Source organism: Bacillus capparidis (assembly GCF_017832095.1).
Taxonomy (GTDB): domain Bacteria; phylum Bacillota; class Bacilli; order Bacillales; family Bacillaceae; genus Bacillus; species Bacillus gobiensis.
This window is the reverse complement of record NZ_JAFDST010000003.1, coordinates 416,220-437,197: the sequence shown is the minus strand read 5'-3', so window position 1 is coordinate 437,197 and position 20,978 is coordinate 416,220. Positions and strand designations below refer to the sequence as shown.

22 protein-coding genes are annotated in these 20,978 nt (G+C 39.6%); 9 read left to right on the top strand and 13 right to left on the bottom strand.

The features are described from left to right. The coding region (locus JOC74_RS15725) for an Lrp/AsnC family transcriptional regulator (protein WP_211086218.1) at positions 1 to 90 on the bottom strand (90 nt) is incomplete at its 3' end. 344 nt (positions 91 to 434) lie between these two features. Between JOC74_RS15725 and JOC74_RS15720 the strand changes: the two genes are divergently transcribed. Then, positions 435 to 1,022 (top strand): hypothetical protein, encoded by a 588-nt coding sequence (locus JOC74_RS15720; RefSeq protein WP_053605586.1) that lies wholly within the window; start codon positions 435 to 437, stop codon positions 1,020 to 1,022. Positions 1,023 to 1,345: 323 nt separating this feature from the next. Here the strand turns inward: JOC74_RS15720 and JOC74_RS15715 are convergent, their stop codons facing one another. Continuing rightward, entirely contained in the window at positions 1,346 to 1,780 is a 435-nt protein-coding gene (locus JOC74_RS15715) for an SRPBCC family protein (protein ID WP_053605585.1), read from the bottom strand. A 529-nt stretch (positions 1,781 to 2,309) separates the two neighbouring features. Between JOC74_RS15715 and JOC74_RS15710 the strand changes: the two genes are divergently transcribed. From JOC74_RS15710 to JOC74_RS24340, 3 genes are all read left to right on the top strand, one after another. Next, on the top strand, positions 2,310 to 2,762 hold the full coding sequence (locus JOC74_RS15710; RefSeq protein ID WP_053605584.1) for a MarR family winged helix-turn-helix transcriptional regulator: 453 nt from the start codon (positions 2,310 to 2,312) through the stop codon (positions 2,760 to 2,762). Positions 2,763 to 2,787: 25 nt separating this feature from the next. Continuing rightward, complete coding sequence (gene paiA, locus JOC74_RS15705; RefSeq protein WP_053605583.1) at positions 2,788 to 3,306, top strand: spermidine/spermine N(1)-acetyltransferase; 519 nt, start codon at positions 2,788 to 2,790, stop codon at positions 3,304 to 3,306. 522 nt (positions 3,307 to 3,828) lie between these two features. Beyond that, complete coding sequence (locus JOC74_RS24340; protein WP_082364274.1) at positions 3,829 to 4,092, top strand: TIGR04104 family putative zinc finger protein; 264 nt, start codon at positions 3,829 to 3,831, stop codon at positions 4,090 to 4,092. Between the two features lie 147 nt (positions 4,093 to 4,239). Here JOC74_RS24340 and JOC74_RS15690 read toward each other — a convergent pair whose 3' ends face one another. The 4 genes from JOC74_RS15690 to JOC74_RS15675 all read right to left on the bottom strand — a co-directional run bounded on the left by JOC74_RS15690 (position 4,240) and on the right by JOC74_RS15675 (position 7,842). Next, a complete protein-coding gene (locus JOC74_RS15690) occupies positions 4,240 to 4,428 on the bottom strand; it encodes a helix-turn-helix transcriptional regulator (protein WP_053605582.1) in 189 nt (62 codons plus the stop codon). Positions 4,429 to 4,449: 21 nt separating this feature from the next. Next, complete coding sequence (locus tag JOC74_RS15685) at positions 4,450 to 4,764, bottom strand: hypothetical protein (protein WP_053605581.1); 315 nt, start codon at positions 4,762 to 4,764, stop codon at positions 4,450 to 4,452. Positions 4,765 to 5,118: 354 nt separating this feature from the next. Next, entirely contained in the window at positions 5,119 to 6,642 is a 1,524-nt protein-coding gene (gene galT, locus JOC74_RS15680; protein WP_053605580.1) for a UDP-glucose--hexose-1-phosphate uridylyltransferase, read from the bottom strand. 12 nt (positions 6,643 to 6,654) lie between these two features. Further along, positions 6,655 to 7,842 carry a galactokinase gene (locus JOC74_RS15675; protein WP_053605579.1) on the bottom strand — a complete coding sequence of 396 codons (1,188 nt, stop codon included), beginning with the start codon at positions 7,840 to 7,842 and terminating at the stop codon, positions 6,655 to 6,657. A 234-nt stretch (positions 7,843 to 8,076) separates the two neighbouring features. Here JOC74_RS15675 and JOC74_RS15670 point away from each other — a divergent pair, with 234 nt between their 5' ends. The 5 genes from JOC74_RS15670 (at position 8,077) to melA (ending at position 13,546) form a co-directional block, all read left to right on the top strand. Continuing rightward, positions 8,077 to 9,123 carry a LacI family DNA-binding transcriptional regulator gene (locus JOC74_RS15670; RefSeq protein ID WP_053605578.1) on the top strand — a complete coding sequence of 349 codons (1,047 nt, stop codon included), beginning with the start codon at positions 8,077 to 8,079 and terminating at the stop codon, positions 9,121 to 9,123. 73 nt (positions 9,124 to 9,196) lie between these two features. Beyond that, positions 9,197 to 10,450, top strand: a complete 1,254-nt coding sequence (locus JOC74_RS15665; RefSeq protein WP_053605577.1) for an ABC transporter substrate-binding protein — start codon at positions 9,197 to 9,199, stop codon at positions 10,448 to 10,450. Positions 10,451 to 10,477: 27 nt separating this feature from the next. After that, complete coding sequence (locus JOC74_RS15660) at positions 10,478 to 11,404, top strand: carbohydrate ABC transporter permease (protein WP_053605576.1); 927 nt, start codon at positions 10,478 to 10,480, stop codon at positions 11,402 to 11,404. After that, complete coding sequence (locus JOC74_RS15655; RefSeq protein WP_053605575.1) at positions 11,404 to 12,225, top strand: carbohydrate ABC transporter permease; 822 nt, start codon at positions 11,404 to 11,406, stop codon at positions 12,223 to 12,225. The genes JOC74_RS15660 and JOC74_RS15655 overlap by 1 nt, the downstream gene beginning before the upstream one ends. Before the next feature lie 22 nt (positions 12,226 to 12,247). Then, the gene (gene melA / locus JOC74_RS15650) at positions 12,248 to 13,546 is read left to right on the top strand and encodes an alpha-galactosidase MelA (RefSeq protein WP_211086212.1); all 1,299 of its coding nucleotides are present in this window, start codon (positions 12,248 to 12,250) and stop codon (positions 13,544 to 13,546) included. Between the two features lie 101 nt (positions 13,547 to 13,647). Here melA and rarD read toward each other — a convergent pair whose 3' ends face one another. From rarD to JOC74_RS15615, 7 genes are all read right to left on the bottom strand, one after another. Continuing rightward, on the bottom strand, positions 13,648 to 14,577 hold the full coding sequence (gene rarD / locus JOC74_RS15645) for an EamA family transporter RarD (RefSeq protein WP_053605573.1): 930 nt from the start codon (positions 14,575 to 14,577) through the stop codon (positions 13,648 to 13,650). A gap of 132 nt (positions 14,578 to 14,709) precedes the next feature. Continuing rightward, positions 14,710 to 15,171: a VanZ family protein gene (locus JOC74_RS15640; protein ID WP_158320332.1), complete on the bottom strand. Its 462-nt coding sequence runs from the start codon at positions 15,169 to 15,171 to the stop codon at positions 14,710 to 14,712. A 134-nt stretch (positions 15,172 to 15,305) separates the two neighbouring features. Then, complete coding sequence (locus tag JOC74_RS15635) at positions 15,306 to 16,568, bottom strand: glutamate-5-semialdehyde dehydrogenase (RefSeq protein WP_053605571.1); 1,263 nt, start codon at positions 16,566 to 16,568, stop codon at positions 15,306 to 15,308. A 21-nt stretch (positions 16,569 to 16,589) separates the two neighbouring features. Continuing rightward, a complete protein-coding gene (gene proB / locus JOC74_RS15630; RefSeq protein ID WP_053605570.1) occupies positions 16,590 to 17,705 on the bottom strand; it encodes a glutamate 5-kinase in 1,116 nt (371 codons plus the stop codon). Between the two features lie 23 nt (positions 17,706 to 17,728). Continuing rightward, positions 17,729 to 18,580 carry a pyrroline-5-carboxylate reductase gene (gene proC / locus JOC74_RS15625; protein WP_082364272.1) on the bottom strand — a complete coding sequence of 284 codons (852 nt, stop codon included), beginning with the start codon at positions 18,578 to 18,580 and terminating at the stop codon, positions 17,729 to 17,731. Between the two features lie 316 nt (positions 18,581 to 18,896). Continuing rightward, positions 18,897 to 19,826, bottom strand: a complete 930-nt coding sequence (locus JOC74_RS15620; RefSeq protein WP_053605568.1) for a manganese-dependent inorganic pyrophosphatase — start codon at positions 19,824 to 19,826, stop codon at positions 18,897 to 18,899. 365 nt (positions 19,827 to 20,191) lie between these two features. Then, on the bottom strand, positions 20,192 to 20,971 hold the full coding sequence (locus tag JOC74_RS15615; RefSeq protein WP_053605567.1) for a glucose 1-dehydrogenase: 780 nt from the start codon (positions 20,969 to 20,971) through the stop codon (positions 20,192 to 20,194). Positions 20,972 to 20,978: the final 7 nt, after the last annotated feature.

The window sequence follows — 20,978 nt, the reverse complement described above, 5'->3', positions numbered from 1 at the left end:
CAGATGGACAAGCTGCCCGATCTGTTTCCATTGCATTCTTGAGTTGCTTTGTAAACAGCGTATGATCTCCATATCGATGTGATCAATCATGTCAACCATCCTTTCATCACTAAAGTACATTCTTTCATCACTAAAGTAAATGGGAGTAAACTTTTTCACCGATGCATGTAAAAGCAAAGGTGTACACATTAGAATGAGAATATGATTGATTAGCAATCCGGGAACGCCCTTGGCTTCTGCCGGCCCGGTAAGGTAGTTCGTTTTTGTTGCATAATATCTATTTATTTACAACTGGGTTTCCTTCGTTGGAAAAAATAGAAAGGGGTGATTGTTTACATAGTAGAGATATTCAGTTGTTATTAAATGTAGGTTCGGATATTGATTAGAGCTGTTGCCTATATGAAAAAACATAATAATGTTAGGGAGGTTTTTTAATGATCAAGAAAAATTATCTGTTTTTTCCTGCGCTTGTGTTAGCGTTAGTTTTATCTTTGGTTTTTAGTTTTGAAGGCCAAATAAATGCAGCTAGTCCAACATCGAATTCCGTTCAAGATTTAAAAATTGACACAGTAGATGGAGTAAAATATTCACCAGATGAACATAAAAAAATTGCTGGGATTGTGGTTGAAAAAACTAATCAAGGAGAAAGGGTACTTGGTTTCTCAACCTCGCAAAAATATGAAGCATATCATCAACAAGCTAAAGAACTTTCACCGAATGCAGATGTAGGTATATTGTCAGGAACAGATTATTTCTTTGAGCATGCTAACCGGGGTGGTAGGTTTGTAAGATTGTCTTCTGGAACAAATGTATGGGCTACAGGTGTCCGTTGGGGATCTTTTTGGAATGACAGATTTTCTTCTTTAAGTGTAGCTCCTTGGTCTTGGGTCAATTTGTATGAACATAATGGTTATGACAATTTTATGGTCGGATATCGGAACCTAACAAGTTCTCATGTTTGGTGGAATCTACCTTCATATGCCAATGACGAAACCTCTTCTATTAGAACTGGAAATTACTAAAATGAAAAACAGCTTCTGAGTCTAGAATCGGTGTAATTAAAGCGTTCGCAAAGGACGCTTCAGATTTAGATTCAAACTCAATTATATTTTATTCATAAAAAAAGCTCAATCCCAAAGGGTTGGGCTTTTTTGTTTGATGAACTTATGCTGATCAAAATGGATTCTTTATTTCTTGAATGAACATTATGTTTTTAAAAAATTCACTTTTAAAGGTTCGTTTTTGTTACATTTAATTTTAATCGATTTAATCACATTTTATATGTATAGGTCACATATTTCTGCTTGACACTTATAAGCATAAAAAAAGACTGTCTATCGACAGTTTAATTTTCTTGAGAAAGTTCGCTATATTTTTTAAAATTGTCTAGAAACGCCTGCCAGCCTGCTTGTTGCTGCTCAATGGAGTGGGTGTCTTCTGCTTCAAAAGTTTCAATTACCTTAGTGTAGTTTTCTTGAGTAATAAAAGTGATCGTAACTTTTCTTCCATCACCAAGAGTGTAAGAAATAAATTCGTTTATTCTAATTTCATCATAAACTCCACCAAAATCAAATCCAAAGCTTCCATCCTTTGCTTCCATTCTTGTAAGGAATTTTCCTCCAACCCTTAAATCATTTTCGGCATTTGATGCATGCCAATCATCAGAAGCAAAAGACCATTTCATTATGTGCTGTGGGTCTGTCCAATATTCCCACACTTTATTAACTGGTGCATGAACTGTGGTTTCTACCGTTATTGTTAATTTTTCACCTGTCTCCATTAATAATACCACCTCACTATATCAATTTATATTCATTACTAATTATACCATTGAAAGCGTTTTAAAGTTAGAAAAGGTGAAATCTTTTTTTCAATTATCCTCACCCTTTAAACAAGAAATCCTTCCATAACTCTCGTTTTGGTTACAAGCAAATTCGGAATGCTATCAGTTTGGGAAGAATTTGAACGGAATATGATTTGTGAACAAACGATGGCTGGCCTGGAGCTAGCCCGATCAGCGTTTTTTATTCCTCTTTAGGTTAATAGGGGGGCAACCATTAGTACCACCAGTAATTCTCTATTAAGTTATTGTTGCTTTAATCCGCATGAAGCCAAGCAAGTAACTAAAAAACCCTGAATATCGGCTCAAACGACCGAATTCAGGGTTTTTTATTTTCACTGAGGCAGTAAAACAATACATCTGGTTTTACAAACACAATTTTTGTTGCAAATGCAACAAAATTAGGTTAAATTTAATACATGTCATTAATATTGCATTTGCAATAAAAATACATACTAAGGAGTTAATTATGAAGGAAATTCTTCGTGAAATTGGAATGATAGCAAGGGCATTAGATTCTATAAGTAATATAGAATTTAAAGAATATGACCTTACAAAAGGGCAGTATTTGTACCTTGTTCGAATATGTGAAACCCCAGGAATCATTCAAGAAAAGTTAGCTGAGATGATAAAAGTAGATCGAACAACAGCAGCCCGAGCTATAAAAAAACTTGAAATTAATGGCTTTATTGAAAAGAAAGAAGATAAACATAACAAAAAAATTAAAAAACTCTTTCCAACAGAGACTGGGAAAAATGTATATTCTTTTATAAAAAGAGAAAATGATTATTCCAATATCGTTGCGTTAGAGGGATTTTCCGAAAGAGAAGAAGAAACCATTTTCAATCTTCTTCAAAGAGTAAGAAAAAATATAGAAAAAGACTGGGAATTTGTAAAAAAGGGAAACAAGAGAAATTATTGATTATATAAAGGAGCTTCATATTTATATGACTATAAATTTAAAAAAGTGTACCCTTGAAGATTCACGCAAACTTCAAGAAATTAGTTATGAAACATTTAATGAGACATTTAAGCATCAGAATTCACCCGAAAATATGAATGTCTATTTGGAAAGAGCATTTAACTTAAAACAATTAGAAAAAGAATTATCCAATATTTCTTCGCAATTCTTTTTTGTTTATTTTAATAATGAAGTCGCTGGATATTTAAAGGTCAATACCAATGATGCTCAGTCTGAAGAAATGGGGGATGAATCACTTGAAATCGAGAGGATTTATATAAAGAACAGATTTCAAAAACATGGGCTTGGTAAATATCTTCTAAATAAGGCTAAGGAAATTGCGATGGAAAGTAATAAAAAGAAAATCTGGCTAGGCGTATGGGAAAAAAATGAAAATGCCATTGCTTTTTATAAGAAAATGGGGTTTGTTCAAACTGGAGCCCACTCTTTTTATATGGGTGATGAAGAACAAATGGACTTAATAATGATCAAAACACTCATATAACTTTTTTCGAGAGGTAGAATATTATGTATATTTAGAAATATTTTAATGTCACAAATGAGTAGGGGATGGACAGTATAATGGACGGGATCAAGTCCCAATAGCCAGATTCGTCCTACCCCAGCTACTTAAAGAATAATCTATAAAAAAATTGGCCAACCAGAATTAACAGATTGACTTATAATACGAAATGGCCATTTAATTGAGGAAACTTTTATGAAAGTTAATCGTATTAAAATATAGTACTTCAAGAGCTTGGAGGTGCTTTAAATGTTTGGAGAGAAAGCAAAATGTTCAATATGTGAAAAAGAAATAAAAGGTGATGACATTGTTTTTATAAGAATGCGTTATCCAAAAGCATAAAGGCATGACAGAAATTCAAGCTTATTTAAAAAGTGAAGGAAAATTTATATGTGAAGAGTGTTTTAATAAAAAATCAACATCTGAAGCTGTAATATAATTCACGTTAAGTCTGATTATTCATATAGGGCGCAATTCATTAATCTCGGCAACGTTAGATTATAAATGGAGGCGGTATTAATACCAACCTGCCAGAATTGTGGTTATAAGTGGAGTTGGAGAGAAACTTTTGTAAAAATGTTTACGTTAAGTAATAAGTTAAAATGTCCATCTTGTGAAGCATTTCAGTACGTTTCAAAAAAATCGAGAAATCAATTAGGTCTATTTGTATTTATTGACAAGATCTTCAGTCCCCCTCAGTGTTGTGAATTGACAATAAAGTTGGTAACTAAACCAAGCTTTAAACACGCATTATACCTACCATTGTAAAAATCGTTTAAGAGGTATCATCCTACAGAAGAAAACCCATATCAATCAAATATATAAAAAAACAAAAATCAAAATACCTGCAAGTAAAATAGAAGTATGCTCCCCTTCTTTTCGGCCAACTTCTCGTCTTCTGCAATCTTATTTTCTCTAATAAAAAAATAAATCATCTACTTTGACTCCAAGTACTTTTGCCATACGAAATGCCAATTCTAAAGAGGGACGATATTTATTATTTTCTATGGCATTAATCGTCTGGCGGGAAACTTTGCAATTTTCCGCTAGTTTTTCTTGGGACATTCCTTGATTTTTCCTCAATGCTTTTATCTGATTTTCCAACACACACCATCCTGCCTTTTGTTATGCGCTCATTTTTCTGGTGTTGATAATATAGAAAAGAAAATAGCTTGTGATCAAAATGATTAAATATAATAGCTCGGGATAAAGAAAGGGAATATCTTGGAGGCGTTCATCTCTGAGGTGAAATAAATCGATTAGGAAGTTTGTTATGAAAAATAGGACTAATGCAGACCAGCTTTGAACAACTGATTTTTGTTTAATTTTTTGTTTTCTTTCATCATCATTGGGTCCAAATCCATATTCTTTCGATCCTGTACACCATGCAGTAATAGCAATTGATAAAAGCGGAATTAGAAAGAAAAGCAACAAATTCATCTCTCTCACCTCTTATTATGTAAAAAACTTTTTACATTCCAATCGTATCCTTAGCAATTTGTTATGTCAAACACTTTTTACATTATTTTCAAGGAACAAATTGGCTGCATACGCTTCACAAGAAAGCCTGACGAAATTACATTGCTTGACGTCTTCCACATTCCATCGAAAGCAAAATGATGGCTGTTTATCTTATCGGCGATAATTTCGATATATCGGCGAAAATAACAATATATCGATTTTTCGACAAATTCTCCGAAAAATCGACCACAGAACAAATATCCACAGGTCCAGTTATTATAGTTTCCCAAACAAAAATAAAATCCCCCTGCACCACATGCAGAGGGATACATCTCAATCCTCAGTCACAAAATCTATAAATCGCGCAAATCCTTTCTGTCCTTCTTCATCCCGCTTAAAAACGCCGGCATGCTCTAATATGGTGCTGAATACCTTTCCGATTTCATCTTTTAAAATAGCAGATGCGTTTTCTTTCTTAAGTTCAGGGTGGTTACGTTTTACTTCTTTTGCCCACGTTAGATGTTTTTCTACGCTTGGATCAATTTTTTCTTCAAAATTTTCATCGCATATATGTTTCGCAAGCAGCGCCATTTCATCCAGCAAACGGCCGGGCAGGATGGCAAGGCCCATGACTTCGATCAAGCCGATATTTTCTTTCTTAATGTGATGGACTTCCTCGTGAGGATGGAAAATACCGGATGGATACTCTTCGTTCGTGCGATTGTTCCTTAACACAAGATCAATTTCAAATTCTTCATCACGCATTCTGGCAATCGGTGTCACGGTGTTGTGCCGGGTTTCTCCTGAAAAGGCCCGAATGTGGTTCTGTTCATCACTGTAATTCTTCCATTTTTCCAATACGAGCTCTGAAATTTTCGCGAGCTCGCCTGCGTCTTTTCCCCTTAAACGGATCACAGACATTGGCCATTTCACTGTTCCCGCTGTTACTCCTGGATATCCTTTAAAAGTAAATTCTCTTTCTATTTCCGCCTTTGCCATGGGGAATTCATGATACCCGCCTTGAAAGTGTTCGTGGGACAAAATGGAGCCTCCGACAATTGGCAAATCGGCGTTTGATCCGATGAAATAATGAGGATACTGTCTGACGAATTCAAATAACCGGTCGAACGTTTTTCGCTCTATCGTCATTGGAGCATGGTCAGCAGCAAAAATAATAGCATGCTCGTGGTAATAGACATACGGGGAGAATTGTAAAAACCACTGCTCCCCGCCAAGTTCCACTGGAATGATTCTAAGATTTTGCCGCGCCGGATGATTCACTCTTCCCGCGTAGCCGGTATTTTCTTTACATAATAGACACTTTGGATATGAAACCTCCTTCATATCCTTTGCGGCAGCTATTGCTTTTATGTCTTTTTCCGGCTTTGATAAATTAATCGTGATCTGCATATCTCCATATTCCGTTTGTGAGGTCCAGTCTTGATTTTTTCGAATCCGGTCGGTCCGAATATAATTAATATCTCTAGAAAACTGATAATACCATGCCGTTGCTGCCTTCGCTCCTTCCTTCTCATACGTGTCAAAAAAACGGCGGTTGACTTCAGAAGGAAACGGAACAAAACAAGCCATCAGGCGGGTGTCGAACAAATCCCGATAAGTAACAGTATCTGCTTCGAGCAAACCATTTTCCGCACTCCAATCAAGAATGCTCCCAAGAATTTCAGCAGGGCTGTCTTCCTTCGGAGGCACTACGTCTGCAGGATCTTGATAGTCATCAAGCTTCAGAACATCTAAAAAAGTATTGCGAACTGCATCTATATCCCATTTCGTAATTAATTTTTTGTTGATACCGTATTGAATCAGCTTCTCAATTTGTTGGTAAATATCGATATTCATAGCTAACAGCCCCTAAAGTACACTATTTTCGGTATTGAAAATTTCTCCTGCGCCGTTTCCGGTTTCAACGAGATAAAAATCTGCTTCGAGCCCAGTTTCCTTCTTATAAAGCAAACCAACATTCTCTTTAAATGATTCAATTTTCTCATTTTTCACGATACTCACTGTGCAGCCGCCAAATCCTGCTCCTGTCATCCGCGATCCGATAACGCCATCCTGCATCCATGCCGCCTCTGCAAGAGCATCCAACTCCCTCCCTGACACTTCATAATCATCTCGAAGTGACAAGTGAGATTGGTTCATTAACTGTCCAAATCCTTGAATATCACCTTTGTTTAAAAGATCAACCGCCTGAATAGTTCGGATATTTTCATAAACAGCGTGTTTTGCCCTCTTACGGTCTGTTGGATTTACAATGAGGTGCTGGTTCTCTTCAAACTGCTCGATCGTTACGTCGCCAAGCGAACGGATATCCAGCTTGGTTTGCAAGGCAGCTAGTGCACGTTCGCATTCCTCCCTGCGTTCATTATACTTCGAATCGGAGAGTTCCCGGCGCTTATTCGTGTTTGCGATGATGATAGACTCATTCGTCAGGGTAAGAGGGCTGTATTGATACTCCATCGTTTGGCAGTTTAAGCGTACCGCATGGTCTTTCTTTCCCATGGCTACAGCGAATTGATCCATAATCCCACAATTCATCCCTACAAATTCGTTTTCCGCCTTTTGGCTTAATTTCGCCATGTGTACCGGGTCGACCGACAATGAAAAAAAGTTGTTCAGTACGACGGAAACAGCGAGCTCTAACGAAGCAGAGGACGATAGACCGGCTCCATTCGGAATATTTCCGTAGAATAATAGATCAAGCCCCTTTCCAATTTTATAGCCTTGATCGATAAACGCAGCCAGAACACCTTTCGTATAATTCCCCCAGCCATCCTTTTCTTTGTAAAAAAGCTCATCAAGCAGAAAAGAAACTGGCTGATCCGGAAAATTCGTACTGTACAAATTCACCTGGTTATCCTGTCGTAATCTGGCTGCAGCATAAGTTCCTATATTAAGGGCGCATGGGAATACATGTCCGCCATTATAATCGGTATGCTCACCGATTAAATTGACTCTTCCCGGAGAAAAAAATAGTTTCGTCTCTTCATTTGATTCAGGAAATATATCTCTAAACGCTCTTATAACTGTTTGAAGCATGACCATCTCTCCCTTATTCAATAAAATTTTTACTAAATATATAGTAGCAAATACAGCGCTTACATACAATATTGCAAGTGAATTATTTATTAAAAGGAATCTATTTTTCAAAAAATATTGAAAACGTTTACTAAAAATGTTACTATCAATTTAGTAAATTTTCGGATAACTTCTATTCTTTTAAAAGCGGTTATGTTTATCTTTAGTAAATGATTCATGAGAGGAGGCGCTTGTATGGCTACAATAAAAGATATCGCTTCTATGGCCAATGTATCCACAGCCACCGTGTCAAGAGTACTTAGCGACGATCGTTCCCTATCAGTTACAGAAAAAACAAGAGAACGAATTTTGAAGACAGCTAAAAATCTTGGCTATGAAAAAGCACGCGGGAAAAGAAAGCACTCCCAAACTTCGGTCCCCAGTGAATTACGGATCGGCATGGTCGTTAGTATGACCCAGGAAGAAGAGCTTAACGATCCATTCTATTATTCCATAAGACAGGGAATCGAAAAGGAATGCTATGAAAATGGTATTTTTATTACGAAAACCATCCATCTAAGCACGCTCCTTATGAATCAGGCGATCCGTGACCTCGACGGCCTGATTGTTATCGGAAGGATCAGTATGGAAAGCTTGGCTCGCATCAGTTCTTCATTGAATAACATTGTCTTTATCAATCATACGACGAAAGACGATAGCTGCGATTCTGTCTTCATCGACTTTGAAACGGCTACCAGGCAGGCTCTGGAGCACCTTCTATCTATCGGCTATCAAACGTTAGGCTATATCGGCGGTAAAGAGAAAGAGCATTTTTATACTAAAAATAATCAAACAACGACAAAAATCATTGAGGATAAACGACTGACCACTTTCCGGCAATTTTCCAAAGAAAAAAAGATTGACAGCCAAGAGCATATCCATATTGGTGAATACAATATGTTTCAAGGCTATGGATTAATGAAAAAGGCAATCGAAAAAGGAAAATTGCCTGATGCTTTTTTTATCGGAAGCGACTCGATGGCAATTGGCGCACTACGAGCCTTGCACGAACAGCAAATAAAAGTTCCGCAGGATCTCGCTATCGTCAGCTTCAACGGGATTGATGCAGCTGAGTTTGCAAGCATTCCGTTAACGACTGTGAATGTGCATATGAAAGAAATGGGAAGAACCGGCGTCAAACTCTTGCTGGACCGAATGAACGGTAGAACGATTCCATTGCAGGTAAAAGTAGCGACAAATTTAATTATCCGGGAAAGCTGTGGAAGCAAGAGGACGGACTAACCGTTCTCTCCATTTAAGGAGGTGATTGTATCATCATTTTGTAAGCGCTTAATATTATGGGAGGAGATGACCAATGAAAAAAATTGCGCTTTTACTGGCCTTGCTCTTATGTATAGGCGTTGCTGCAGGATGTTCACAGGAAACAAGCAGTGAACAGGAAGGAAAAACTGTTCTATCTCTTTACAGCAGTATCGTCAATGATAGCGAACGAGAAATGCTTAGTAGCATTGTGGCTGATTACGAAAAAGAGCATCCTAATATCCATATCGATATGAATTTTCCGGGAGAAGAGTATGAAAATATGCTTCGGGTCAAAATGGCAGCAAACGATTTACCTGACCTTTTTGATACCCACGGCTGGGGAAAGCTTCGTTATGGAGAGTACACCGCCGACCTGCAGGATATGGATTGGGTGCAAAACTTGGATCCTAATCTCGATCAAATCTTAAAGGATGAGAACGGTAAAGTCTATGCCTTGCCGTTAAATCAAGCGAAAGACGGAATCACCTACAACAAGACATTGCTGGATAAGTACCACATTGAGCCTCCAGAAACCATCGACGAATTTATGACAGCGATGAAATCGGTAAAAGAAAAAAGCAATGGTGAAGTTGTACCCTTTTGGTTTGCAGGCTACGATAAAAGTTCAATTGCCCAATTCTTTGATCAATTTGCGACACCTCTATTAATTACTGACAAAAAACATGACCGTCGGGAGAGCTTGAAGAATGGTACATTTGATTGGCCCAACTATACAGCTCTGCCTGCTATCCTTAAAGAAATGAACGATCAGAAACTATTAAATGTTGATGCTGTTACAGCCAAACCTTCACAGCTGATTGATTTAATGGCGCAAAACAAGATTGCATTTACGATAAGCGGAGGTTCTCTGGGACAAGATGTTGCGAACGTGAATCCAGAAGTACAGCTGGGAATCATGCCGAACCCCGCTCTACACGAAGGAGACGAACCAAGCTGGATTGGAGGAGAAAGACACACATTAGCCGCTTGGAAGGATTCTCGGCATTTGGATGAAGCAAAGCAGTTTCTAGCATTTATCGCTGAACCGGAAAATGCAAAAAAGATGGCGGAAGCTACTTCCCTTCCTTCTGCGCTAACCAATGTCGAGGCAGAAATTTATTATTCTGAGTCTTATAAGAGATATGAACATGTACGTGTAGAGCCTTACTTTGACCGTGTTTATTTGCCGAACGGCATGTGGGATGTCATGGGTACCACCGGACAGGAGCTTCTTGCAGGGATGAAAACACCTGAAGATGTTTCAAAAAAGATGCGTGAAGAATATCTCAGATTAAGAAATAAATAATATGTATGGATTGTGAGGTGAGGAGCAATGAGTCAGATCATCACTGAGAAAAAGCTTTCTTCGGCAAAGAAACAATACCAAGTGAAGTTTCCAAAAACGTCCTCTCTATGGTGGATGTATCTGCCCGCCTTGATCTTGGTCATTGTCTTTATGATCTATCCTTTTTTAAAAGGTGTAAGCATCTCCTTTTCAAATTGGAATGGCTTTTCCCAAGGATACCAGTGGGTGGGACTTGAACAGTATAAAAGGCTTCTAACTGATAGTGATACCTGGTTAATTTTAAAAAATACACTTCTCTATGGATTAGGCAGCACAATTTTACAAAATGCCGTTGGATTGCTTTATGCCCTTCTACTCAATCAAAGCCTAAAAATGAAAGCGATTACCAGGACGATCGTTTACCTCCCCGTCATTATCAGCCCCTTAATAATGGGCTATATCTGGTATTTCTTTTTCTCCTTCGACGGAGGAGCCTTGAATGATTTGCTGCAAGTTTTCGGTTTGGGTCCGATTAACGCACTGGCCATTCCTGAAGCAAATCCGCTTATCATCGTCATGATTAATACGTACCAATATGTGGGCATCGCTATGATCGTCTATCTCGCCGGGTTGCAGAGCATTCCGAAGGATTATTATGAGGCAGCCCAAATTGACGGCGCAAGCACGTTTCAGCAATTTCGGAACATCACTCTTCCGTTGTTAATGCCAGCGATTACGATCAATGCGGTTATTAATATTATTGGCGGGTTGAAATTGTTTGATGTAATTTTTGCTTTAACAGGCGGCGGTCCCGGCAATGCATCACAATCGATGTCAACGTTTATGTACAACCTCTATTTCAGAAGGCAGGATGCTGGCTATGCAGCAACTCAAGGTATCTTTATGGCGTTCATCATCTTGATTATCAGTTTCGCGGCTCTTATTTACTTTAAGAGGAAGGAGATTGAGGCCTGATGAAAAAGAAGAAAAAAATATCGTTCGCGATTCTTGCTGCGGCAGTTACAATCGTTCATTTTATCCCTTTTTATATTTTGATTACGACCGCCTTAAAAGCGAAGGGTGATTACAGTTCAAAATGGCTTCTTCCCGACTATTTTTCCTTCAGTAACTTCTTGGAGGCATGGGAGAAAGCTGGACTCGGCCAATCATTCGTCAATACGATCATCATAACCGCGGCCGCCGCTCTTCTTTTAGTCTTTGCAGGTTCGCTCGCTGCCTATCCGTTGGCACGAAGGTCAACAAAGCTCAATAAAATGGTTTATGCTTTGTTCATATCAATAATGATCATACCTCCTTTGACATCGATGGTTCCTTTGTATCGAATGGTTGTCGATGCCGGGCTCATGAACACTCATTTAATTGCTGTACTAGTTAACGCGGCTTCCTTTTTGCCATTGACAATTTTTCTTTACGCAGGTTTTATCCGCTCATCCGTGCCTAAAGAGTTGGAGGAAGCGGCGCGAATGGATGGAGCAAGTATGATCGGCATCTTTTTCCGAGTCGTTTTTCCGTTATTAAAACCAATCACAGCAACCGTTTGTATTATATCAAGCGTTTTTATCTGGAATGATTACCAATTTGCGATTTTCTTCCTGCAAAGCAAGGAAGTACAAACGTTGACGGTTGCCATCGCTGGCTTTTTTGGCCAAAATGCAAACAATTTACACTTGGTCGCTGCTGCTTCACTAATGGCAATGCTGCCAATGACTCTGCTTTTCTTGTTTCTACAAAAGTACTTTATTGCCGGGCTATCCTCAGGGGCAGTTAAAGGCTAACATTTCAGGAGGTATCAAAAAGATGAAAAAAATCACTTTTATCGGGGCTGGAAGCACAATTTTTGCAAAAAATGTACTTGGTGACTGTTTGATGGTTGAAGCACTAAACGGATTTGAATTTGCCTTATTTGATATTGATGCCAAACGCTTAAATGAATCGAGACAAATGCTGACTCATTTAAAAGAAAAATATAATCCAACCATTTCGATCAAAGCTTACGATGATCGAAAAGAAGCTTTGCATCAGGCGAAATATGTAATCAATGCCATTCAAGTCGGAGGTTACAAGCCTAGTACAGTGATAGATTTTGAGATTCCCAAAAAATACGGGCTGCAGCAGACAATTGCGGATACCGTGGGAATCGGAGGAATATTTCGCTCCCTGCGGACGATACCTGTCTTATTCGATATCGCGAAAGATATGGAGGAGGTTTGTCCCGATGCATGGTTTTTCAACTATACCAATCCAATGGCAGCATTAACCGGAGCCATGCTTCGATACACTAACGTTAAGTCAGTCGGGCTTTGCCACAGCGTCCAGGTTTGCACGAAGGAATTATTTGAACTGCTGGACATGGATCGTGAAGGAATTGAGGAACGAATTGCCGGAATCAACCATATGGCTTGGCTTTTGGACATTAAAAAGGACGGCAAAGACTTATATCCGGAAATTAAGCAGCGTGCAAAAGAAAAGCAAAAAACACTACATCACGATATGGTCCGTTTCGAGCTTATGGATAAGTTCGGTTATTATGTCACCGAATCCTCAGAGCATAATGCCGAATACCACCCTTATTTTATCAAACGCAATTATCCTGATCTAATTGAGAAATTAAACATTCCTTTAGATGAATATCCGCGAAGATGCGAAAAACAAATTAACGATTGGGAGACGATGCGGGACGAAATTACGAATAACAGCAGTTTGACCCATGAACGGTCGAGGGAATACGGCTCAAGGATTATCGAAGCGATGGAGACCAATGTTCCCTTTAAATTCGGAGGAAACGTATTAAATACAGGATTGATCACGAACCTTCCGGATAAAGCGGTCGTGGAAGCCCCGTGCCTTGCAGACCGCAACCAAATCACGCCGTGCTATGTCGGCGAGCTCCCTGAACAGCTTGCCGCCCTGAATCGCACCCATATTAATACCCAACTACTAACGATTGAAGCTGCCGTTACGCTGAAGAAAGAGCACGTATACCAATCGGCCATGCTCGATCCACATACAAGCGCCGAGCTTTCGCTTCAGGATATCGTCTCTATGTGCGACGATTTATTCGCAGCCCACGGTGACTGGCTGCCTGAGTATAAATAATGAAGACCATGCAAAAAGGAGCAAATTAATGCTCCTTTTTTATCTGCAGTATGGTTGATTTGATCCGATCATCTCGAGAATATATCCGCCGTAATTTCTTTCTATCCACCCATGTTTTGTCTTACAGCTCCAGCCTCTTTCTTCAATCTGGAAGCAGCAGCCGTACGCGAAGCAGTAAAAAGGATGAGTGCAACCCAAATCCATATGAAAGCAAGCAATTGTGTCTCGTCAAACGGTTCATGAAATAGAAAAACACCCAATACCAGCATCATAGTCGGTGCAATATACTGCAAAAACCCGATCAAGGAAAACGAAATTTTCTTTGCACCCAGGGCAAACAGCAATAACGGTACTGCTGTTACAATACCAGCACCTATTAAGACGAATAGTGTCCCAGTGTCATAAGCCATAAATCCACGGCTTGGAACGATAAACAAATAGAGAAGGGCAAACGGAGTAATTAATAATGTTTCAATCGTTAATCCCGACCACGCACCGATCGGAAGTACCTTCTTAATTAATCCGTAAAGGCTGAAAGTCAAAGCCATAGCCAATGACGACCAAGGTATAGCTCCATGATGAATCGAAAGAATAATGACACCGATTGTGGCTAAAACGACTGAAACTGTTTCTGCCTTAGTCAATCGCTCTTTAAGAAATATTGTTGCCAAAACAATGTTCATCAGCGGATTGATATAATATCCTAAACTCGCATCTATGACATGATCGCTATGAACAACGAAAATAAAAATAAACCAGTTTAACGTAATCAAAGCCGATGCCGCAGTTATTGCCAGGAATCTTTTTTTGTTCGAAAACACACTTTTTGATTCCTTATATGTACCCGACAGCTTGCCCAGACATAAAAGCAGGACAATCATAAAAACAAATGACCAAACAATACGGTTTGCCAAAACTTCCGCTGAATCGACACCGCCCGCCAGCTTCCAATAAATCGGCAATACTCCCCAAATCAAATAAGCCAGTGAGCCGGCGATGACCCCTGCAGTCTGTTCCTTTTGCTCAACCACTTCCAGCACCCCTACTGTTAAATTTTATACAATATCCTTTAATTTAGCACTCCGATTACATTTTGTCTATAAAGTGAAACTTACAATCACTGGGGGTTTTACTGCGCGTTTATGCGGGATAAATGGGATTCACTATTTCGATTGTCTCTGACGGATGGAAAGGACAGCTTTCACCGGCAAAAAGCCCAGTGCGGCTCCCGTTACATTCAAAATCAAGTCATCAACATCAAAGCTTCCCAAGGCGGTAGTGAATTGGATTATCTCATAGAACAAGCTTACGGCTAGGCCTGAAAGCAATATCGTCCTCCACTTATGGAACCTATTCGAAAGAAAAGGCAATAAGATACCAAGAGGACAGAAAGCGAGAATATTCCCCACAAGATTTTCAATTATGATATTTAAGTTGATATCTGCAAACAGGTAATTAGAAATTGTACGAAAAGGGATTAGATTTACTGTCCCTCTTGTATGAAAACTGAAAATGACTTTGGAAAAGTCTACCAGGTGTAAGGATTTAATTAATATTACCTTTGTAAGAACACATAAGTAAATTCCAAGTAAAATAAGAACAAGTAAGCGTGAAAATTTTTTCATATATTTTCCTTTCATTTTGTTACAACTTTACTAAAGTTTATTAGCAATTTAAAAAGCCCCGAATTCCTATTCGGAGCTAAAAAAACAATTCCCATTAACAAAATCAGCGGGAGATGAACCCCCACTGATTCACTTTATCTCGTTTGTCCGTTTCCAACCATTAAATACTTACTGGTTGTCAGCGCCGGTAATCCCATTGGACCACGGGCATGAAGCTTTTGCGTAGAAATGCCGATTTCTGCACCAAAGCCCAGCGCTCCTCCGTCAGTAAATCGGGTAGAAGCATTATGATAAAGAGCTGCTGCGTCTACAACGTTCATGAAGAAAAGAGCGGTTTGATCGTTTTCTGTTACGATCGCTTCCGAATGCTTTGTCCCATACTGATCAATGTGGGCAACAGCTTCTTCAAGGCTCTCCACTACTTTTACTGCAATATCGAGGCTTAAATATTCGTCTTTCCAATCTGTTTCTTCAGCAGGAATCGCCTCAGGAAACACGTTTACAGCTTTTTCGTCGCCATGTACCTGAATACCATGCTCTTTGAACGCCTTCGCCAATGCTTCATGGTTTACGTTCAGCCAGTCTTCATGTACGATCAATGTTTCCAACGCATTGCACACAGCAGGCCGGTCAGTTTTGGCATTCACCATGATATTGATAGCTTTTTCTGTGTCTGCTTCGCGATCAATATACAAATGACAGTTCCCAACTCCCGTCTCAAGTACGGGAACCGTAGCGTTCTCAACGACCGCCTGGATCAATGCCCCTCCGCCGCGAGGGATTAACACATCAATGTGCTGCTTCATCGTAAACAGCTCTTTTGTGGCGCTTCGGTCGGTGCTTTCAATAAATTGAACAGCATCTCGCGAGATTTTTGTATTCTCCAGCGCTTCGTGCATGACGGATACAATTGCTTTATTTGACGAAATTGCAGAAGACCCGCCTTTTAGCACGATGGCATTTCCTGATTTAAGGGCAAGGCCGGTTGCATCAACGGTAACATTTGGCCTTGCTTCGTATATCATTCCGATGACCCCGAGAGGGACACGGACATTTTTCACTTTCAACCCATTTTCAAGCGTCCATTCTGACAACGTTTCTCCGACGGGATCTTTTAATGCTGCAACCGTTCGCAGCCCTTCAGCAAAGTCAAAAACTCGCTCTTTCGTAAGGGATAAGCGATCAAGGTATGCCGCATCGTACCCTTTTTGTTTTCCTGCTTCTAAATCCTTCTCATTAGCAGCAAGAATTGTTTGAGTATTTTTTTCTAAATGATCAGCCAAAGTAAATAAGGCTTCATTTTTTTCTTGTTCGGACAGCAGGCTTAAAGATTTTGCTGCTTTTTTAGCTTGTATGGCTTGTTTTTCAACCAGACTTATCTCAACCAATTTACTCATCGTTATCCTCCTCCATGTTTGTTAACAAACGGGGATCTTTACGTCCAACTGACATACAAATGTCTCATTATCAATCGCCTCTTCACATGCTCCATCTTCTTCTGTTATCTGCTGAAATTCGTCAGATGCATAGTTCACGATGCCGAGGCCGATTTCCGTTTCTTCTGAGTCGATGATTCGGACGACTGAGCCTTTGTGAAATTCGCCTCTCACTTCTAAAACCTCTGAAGGATGAAGGCTGCTTCCGTTGTTTATTATATCTTCTTTCTTCTTATTCCCAATAACTAAATCACCTTCAGGTCCGGAATTAAAAGCAATCCACTGCATTTTTTGAGAAAGGCAATACGCGCTTGAATTCGGTTCAAAATAGGTTCCACTCGCACTCCCATTCACTACTTCTTGCAAAATGTTCGGACTGTCCGCTTGACCTAAAAACCCGTTGATTCCAGATGCCATAGTGATGTTAAAAGCATCCAGCTTCGATCTCATTCCGCCGGTGCCGACTGAGCTTCCAGCGTCTCCGGCCGCAGCTTCTATTTCCGGGGTAATTTCCGTCACTTTTTTAATTCGCTTAGCATCAGGATACTTCATTGGATTTGCGTCATAAAGACCATCAATATCAGATAGAATCACAAGAAGATCTGAGTTTATTAATCCTGCAACTTTTGCAGAAAGGGTATCGTTATCGCCAAATTTTAAGCGGTTAACGGTAACTGTATCATTTTCATTAATAATTGGTACAATTCCGCGATCCAGCAATACATTCAACGTGTTCCTGACGTTGTTATAGCGATTTTCATCAGAAAAATCATTTTTTGTTATCAAAATTTGGGACGCCACATAGCCATGAGATAAAAAGATCTCTGAGTAAGCCTCCATTAAAAGACCTTGGCCTATAGATGCTGCAGCTTGCTTTTCAGGCAGCGACTCAGGCCTTTTAATGAATCCAAGTTTTCGATATCCTGCCGCTACAGCTCCGGATGAGACTAGAATGACTTCGTGTCCGCTATCCTTAAGCCGTACCACTTGTTCGACCAATTTTTCAAGTTTTCTTCTGCTGATTTCTCCGTGTAAGCTGGTTAATGAACTGCTTCCTATTTTGACGACAACCCGTTTTTTATTTGTTTCGGGGGTCATTTTATCACTCCATTTGTTTTTTCTTATCGTATAAGATTTAATTGGTTCATTTCTTTGCTAATTTCTTCTGAACGCTTTGCGGCCTCTTTAATCGCCTGCTCGATTGCTTCGCCGCCTCCGAATTGCTCTAATGCATGCAATCCTGCTGCAGTCGTACCGTTCGGAGAAGTAACCTTTTCTCTTAGAACAGTTGGGGTTTCACCAGTTTCCAATAACATTTTTGCTGCTCCAAGCAAGGTTTGCGCGCCAATCGCACACGACATTTTTTTATCAAGGCCAGCTGCTTCTCCTGCTTTTTCTATATGCTCCATTAAATAGTAGAAATAAGCGGGTCCGCTGCCTGCAATCCCTGTGAAAACGTCCATTTTGTTTTCTTCAATTGCGTAAACTTCGCCCATGCATCCCAGGATTTCTTTTGCCATGAGTTCTTGCTCTTTAGAAACATGACGTCCGGACGACATCGCTGTCGCAGAAGCCCCGATTGTGCTTGAGGTATTGGGCATAACCCGTATCACAGGCTGTTGATCGTGTAATAAATCTTCAAGATAGGAAGTCGTAATGCCAGCTAGTACTGACAAGACCAATTGATGGGGTTTCACTTTATTTTTCAAGGCGGATAATGCAGCCTCAGCGTCTTTAGGTTTCATAGCTAAAATAAATGTATCGATTTGGTCAAAATCCAGCTCTTCATTTCCTTTACCTTGAATACCGTACGTTTGATGAAGCTCTTCTAAGCGGTTTTTGTTACTGCGGTTTGTTACATAAATTTGTGTTGCAGGGATTTGATCTGATTGGACAATGCCTGAGATCATTCCTTCTGCCATAGAACCTGCTCCGATAAATGCAATGTTCTTATTGTTAATAATAATTAACATCTCCCTGTTTTGTTCGTATGTTAATAACAACGATATTAATCGTAACATGGTTAGATTTTATGTCAAGTTTTAAGTATTTATTACCACGGGATCGCCATAGCAGAAGACGCACGGAGCTTGTTTCGGCGCCATTCTTTGTACTGGTGACTCAATTAGGCATCACTTAATGACTAATACCCATTTAACTGAATAGACAACATATTAATTTACTGTTATACCAATTAATTGCTCAAATTACACTGATCATTGCACAGCCGCATAATTGGCCCACATGAAAAAACAAGGCCACCCTGCTGAGCAGAATGGCCTATTTTTATTAATTTTTTAACGTTGCTGTTAGCGGCGGTACGATTTGTTTTTTGCGGGAAACGACTCCTTTTAAAAGGGCTGTACCATTTTCAAGCTTTACGTCAAAGGCTTCCTCTACTGCATTTGAAGCGTCACCTGAGACGAGGACAACAGAATCATTATTTAAAATATCTGTAATGACAAATAAGAATAAATTTAAATCTTTGTCGGCTATCGCTTTCGCAAATGCAGCTTCCAGTTCTTCCTGACGGGCAAGCACTTCATTCGTGTCTACTGTATTTACTTGAGCAACTTCCACTTTGTAGCTTCCCATTTGAAATTCTTTTGCATCAAGAGTAATCAGCTCTTGGATCGATTTGCCACTGAGATCGGCACCTGCTTTAAGCATTTCTAAACCATAGCTATCAGCATCGACTTCTGCAATTTCAGCTAATTCTTTTGCCGCGGCAACATCTTCTTCAGTACACGTTGGCGACTTGAATAAGAGTGAATCAGAAATAATTGCAGACAGCATTAAACCCGCAATATTTTTTGGCACTGAAATTCCGTTTTCCTTGTACAGCTTGTTTAAAATGGTTGCCGTACATCCAACAGGCTCAGCGCGGTAATACAACGGATCACTTGTTTCGAAATTTGAAATACGGTGATGGTCGATGACTTCAATGACGCGGACATTCTGAATATCAGCCGCACTTTGCTGGCGTTCGTTATGATCAACCAGGATGACTTGTTCAACTTCATCCGCCACTGTTTCTACGAGGCGGGGAACTTCCGCTTGAAATTGATCAAGTGCATATTGTGTTTCTTCATTGACCGTACCTAAACGGACGGGTTCAGCATCCATGCCTAATTTGTTTTTTAAATCTGCATACGCGATTGCAGAACAGATCGTGTCTGTGTCTGGATTTTTATGACCAAAGATAAGTGTTTTTCCCATAATACGACTCCTTTATTGATTATAATAGAATGAACCGTCTTCTAGGATTTATTCTACCAGATAACCTACAATCTTGACCATATGTCAAATCAACCCGATAAATCAGACTATTTGTCTATTTCCTTTGAGTATTGCCGTGTTTTTTAGGTAAAATTTCTTTGACAAGTGCAGCGGTTTCATTGTGATACAAGGAGCTATCGCTAATGAGCATGTTAACTACCGGAGAAAAAATTGATTTAGAACTATATAGTAAAGAGCTAGTCGAAATAAATTTGATAGTCAAATAACGGGTAAGAAAAAAATACAAAAGGAGAGCACATATCGTACATAACAATATGTGCTCTCCTTTATTAAAGACTTTATAATTAATTCGACTCTAGTTGAGAAGGATACAAGGTCATTCCGCCATCCACAAAGAGAGTTGCTCCTGTTACATAGCTTGCTTCTTCAGATACAAGCCATGCTGCGGCAGCTGCTACTTCTTCCGGTTTCCCGAACGTTTTCATTGGGATTTTTTTCAGCTGTGCCTCTTTCGCTTCACCTTCTAGATCGGGATTGCTTTCTGTCGCAATTGTACCCGGTGCAAGTGAATTGACACGAATTGATTTTTCCGCATAATCCAATGCCAGCGTTTCGGTCATCAGCTTCATTCCGCCCTTAGATGAAGAATAATGGACATTGCCTGGACGCGGAATTTGCTGGTGAACACTTGAAATATTCAAAACCGTTCCTTTGATATCATTTTCAAGCATATAACTGATTGCTTCTTTTGCTCCTAAAAAGGTTCCTGTCAGATTGACATCTATTACTTTTCTCCATTGTTCAAGCGTCATTTCATGCGGGAGAACCTCATCCCCGTTAAATCCAGAATTATTCACCATAACATCTATCGTTCCAAAATTTTCGACTGCTGCATTTATCAGCGCGGAGATGCCTTCTTCGGAAGAAACATCCGCTTTCACCGCAACTGCTTTGCCGCCGCTTTTTTCAATATTTTTTGCAGTTTCCTCCCCGCCTTCAGGATCACTGCGATAGTTGACCACTACGTTCATTTTTTCTTTGCCAAATCGTTCGGCAATCGCCTTTCCAATCCCTTTGGAAGAGCCTGTAACAATTGCTGTTTTTCCTGCTAAATCGGTATACATTTAACTT

Coding starts and splice junctions, on each gene's coding strand:
- JOC74_RS15655 (WP_053605575.1), top strand. CDS start 11,404: ATGAAAAAGAAGAAAAAAATATCGTTCGCGATTCTTGCTGCGGCAGTT.
- JOC74_RS15715 (WP_053605585.1), bottom strand. CDS start 1,780: ATGGAGACAGGTGAAAAATTAACAATAACGGTAGAAACCACAGTTCAT.
- JOC74_RS15675 (WP_053605579.1), bottom strand. CDS start 7,842: ATGCTTCAAACAGTTATAAGAGCGTTTAGAGATATATTTCCTGAATCA.
- JOC74_RS15670 (WP_053605578.1), top strand. CDS start 8,077: ATGGCTACAATAAAAGATATCGCTTCTATGGCCAATGTATCCACAGCC.
- JOC74_RS15620 (WP_053605568.1), bottom strand. CDS start 19,826: ATGGGAAAAACACTTATCTTTGGTCATAAAAATCCAGACACAGACACG.
- JOC74_RS15615 (WP_053605567.1), bottom strand. CDS start 20,971: ATGTATACCGATTTAGCAGGAAAAACAGCAATTGTTACAGGCTCTTCC.
- JOC74_RS15660 (WP_053605576.1), top strand. CDS start 10,478: ATGAGTCAGATCATCACTGAGAAAAAGCTTTCTTCGGCAAAGAAACAA.
- JOC74_RS15640 (WP_158320332.1), bottom strand. CDS start 15,171: ATGAAAAAATTTTCACGCTTACTTGTTCTTATTTTACTTGGAATTTAC.
- proC (WP_082364272.1), bottom strand. CDS start 18,580: ATGTTAATTATTATTAACAATAAGAACATTGCATTTATCGGAGCAGGT.
- JOC74_RS15710 (WP_053605584.1), top strand. CDS start 2,310: ATGAAGGAAATTCTTCGTGAAATTGGAATGATAGCAAGGGCATTAGAT.
- JOC74_RS15635 (WP_053605571.1), bottom strand. CDS start 16,568: ATGAGTAAATTGGTTGAGATAAGTCTGGTTGAAAAACAAGCCATACAA.
- proB (WP_053605570.1), bottom strand. CDS start 17,705: ATGACCCCCGAAACAAATAAAAAACGGGTTGTCGTCAAAATAGGAAGC.
- galT (WP_053605580.1), bottom strand. CDS start 6,642: ATGAATATCGATATTTACCAACAAATTGAGAAGCTGATTCAATACGGT.
- JOC74_RS15685 (WP_053605581.1), bottom strand. CDS start 4,764: ATGAATTTGTTGCTTTTCTTTCTAATTCCGCTTTTATCAATTGCTATT.
- JOC74_RS15720 (WP_053605586.1), top strand. CDS start 435: ATGATCAAGAAAAATTATCTGTTTTTTCCTGCGCTTGTGTTAGCGTTA.
- melA (WP_211086212.1), top strand. CDS start 12,248: ATGAAAAAAATCACTTTTATCGGGGCTGGAAGCACAATTTTTGCAAAA.
- JOC74_RS15665 (WP_053605577.1), top strand. CDS start 9,197: ATGAAAAAAATTGCGCTTTTACTGGCCTTGCTCTTATGTATAGGCGTT.
- paiA (WP_053605583.1), top strand. CDS start 2,788: ATGACTATAAATTTAAAAAAGTGTACCCTTGAAGATTCACGCAAACTT.
- JOC74_RS24340 (WP_082364274.1), top strand. CDS start 3,829: ATGGAGGCGGTATTAATACCAACCTGCCAGAATTGTGGTTATAAGTGG.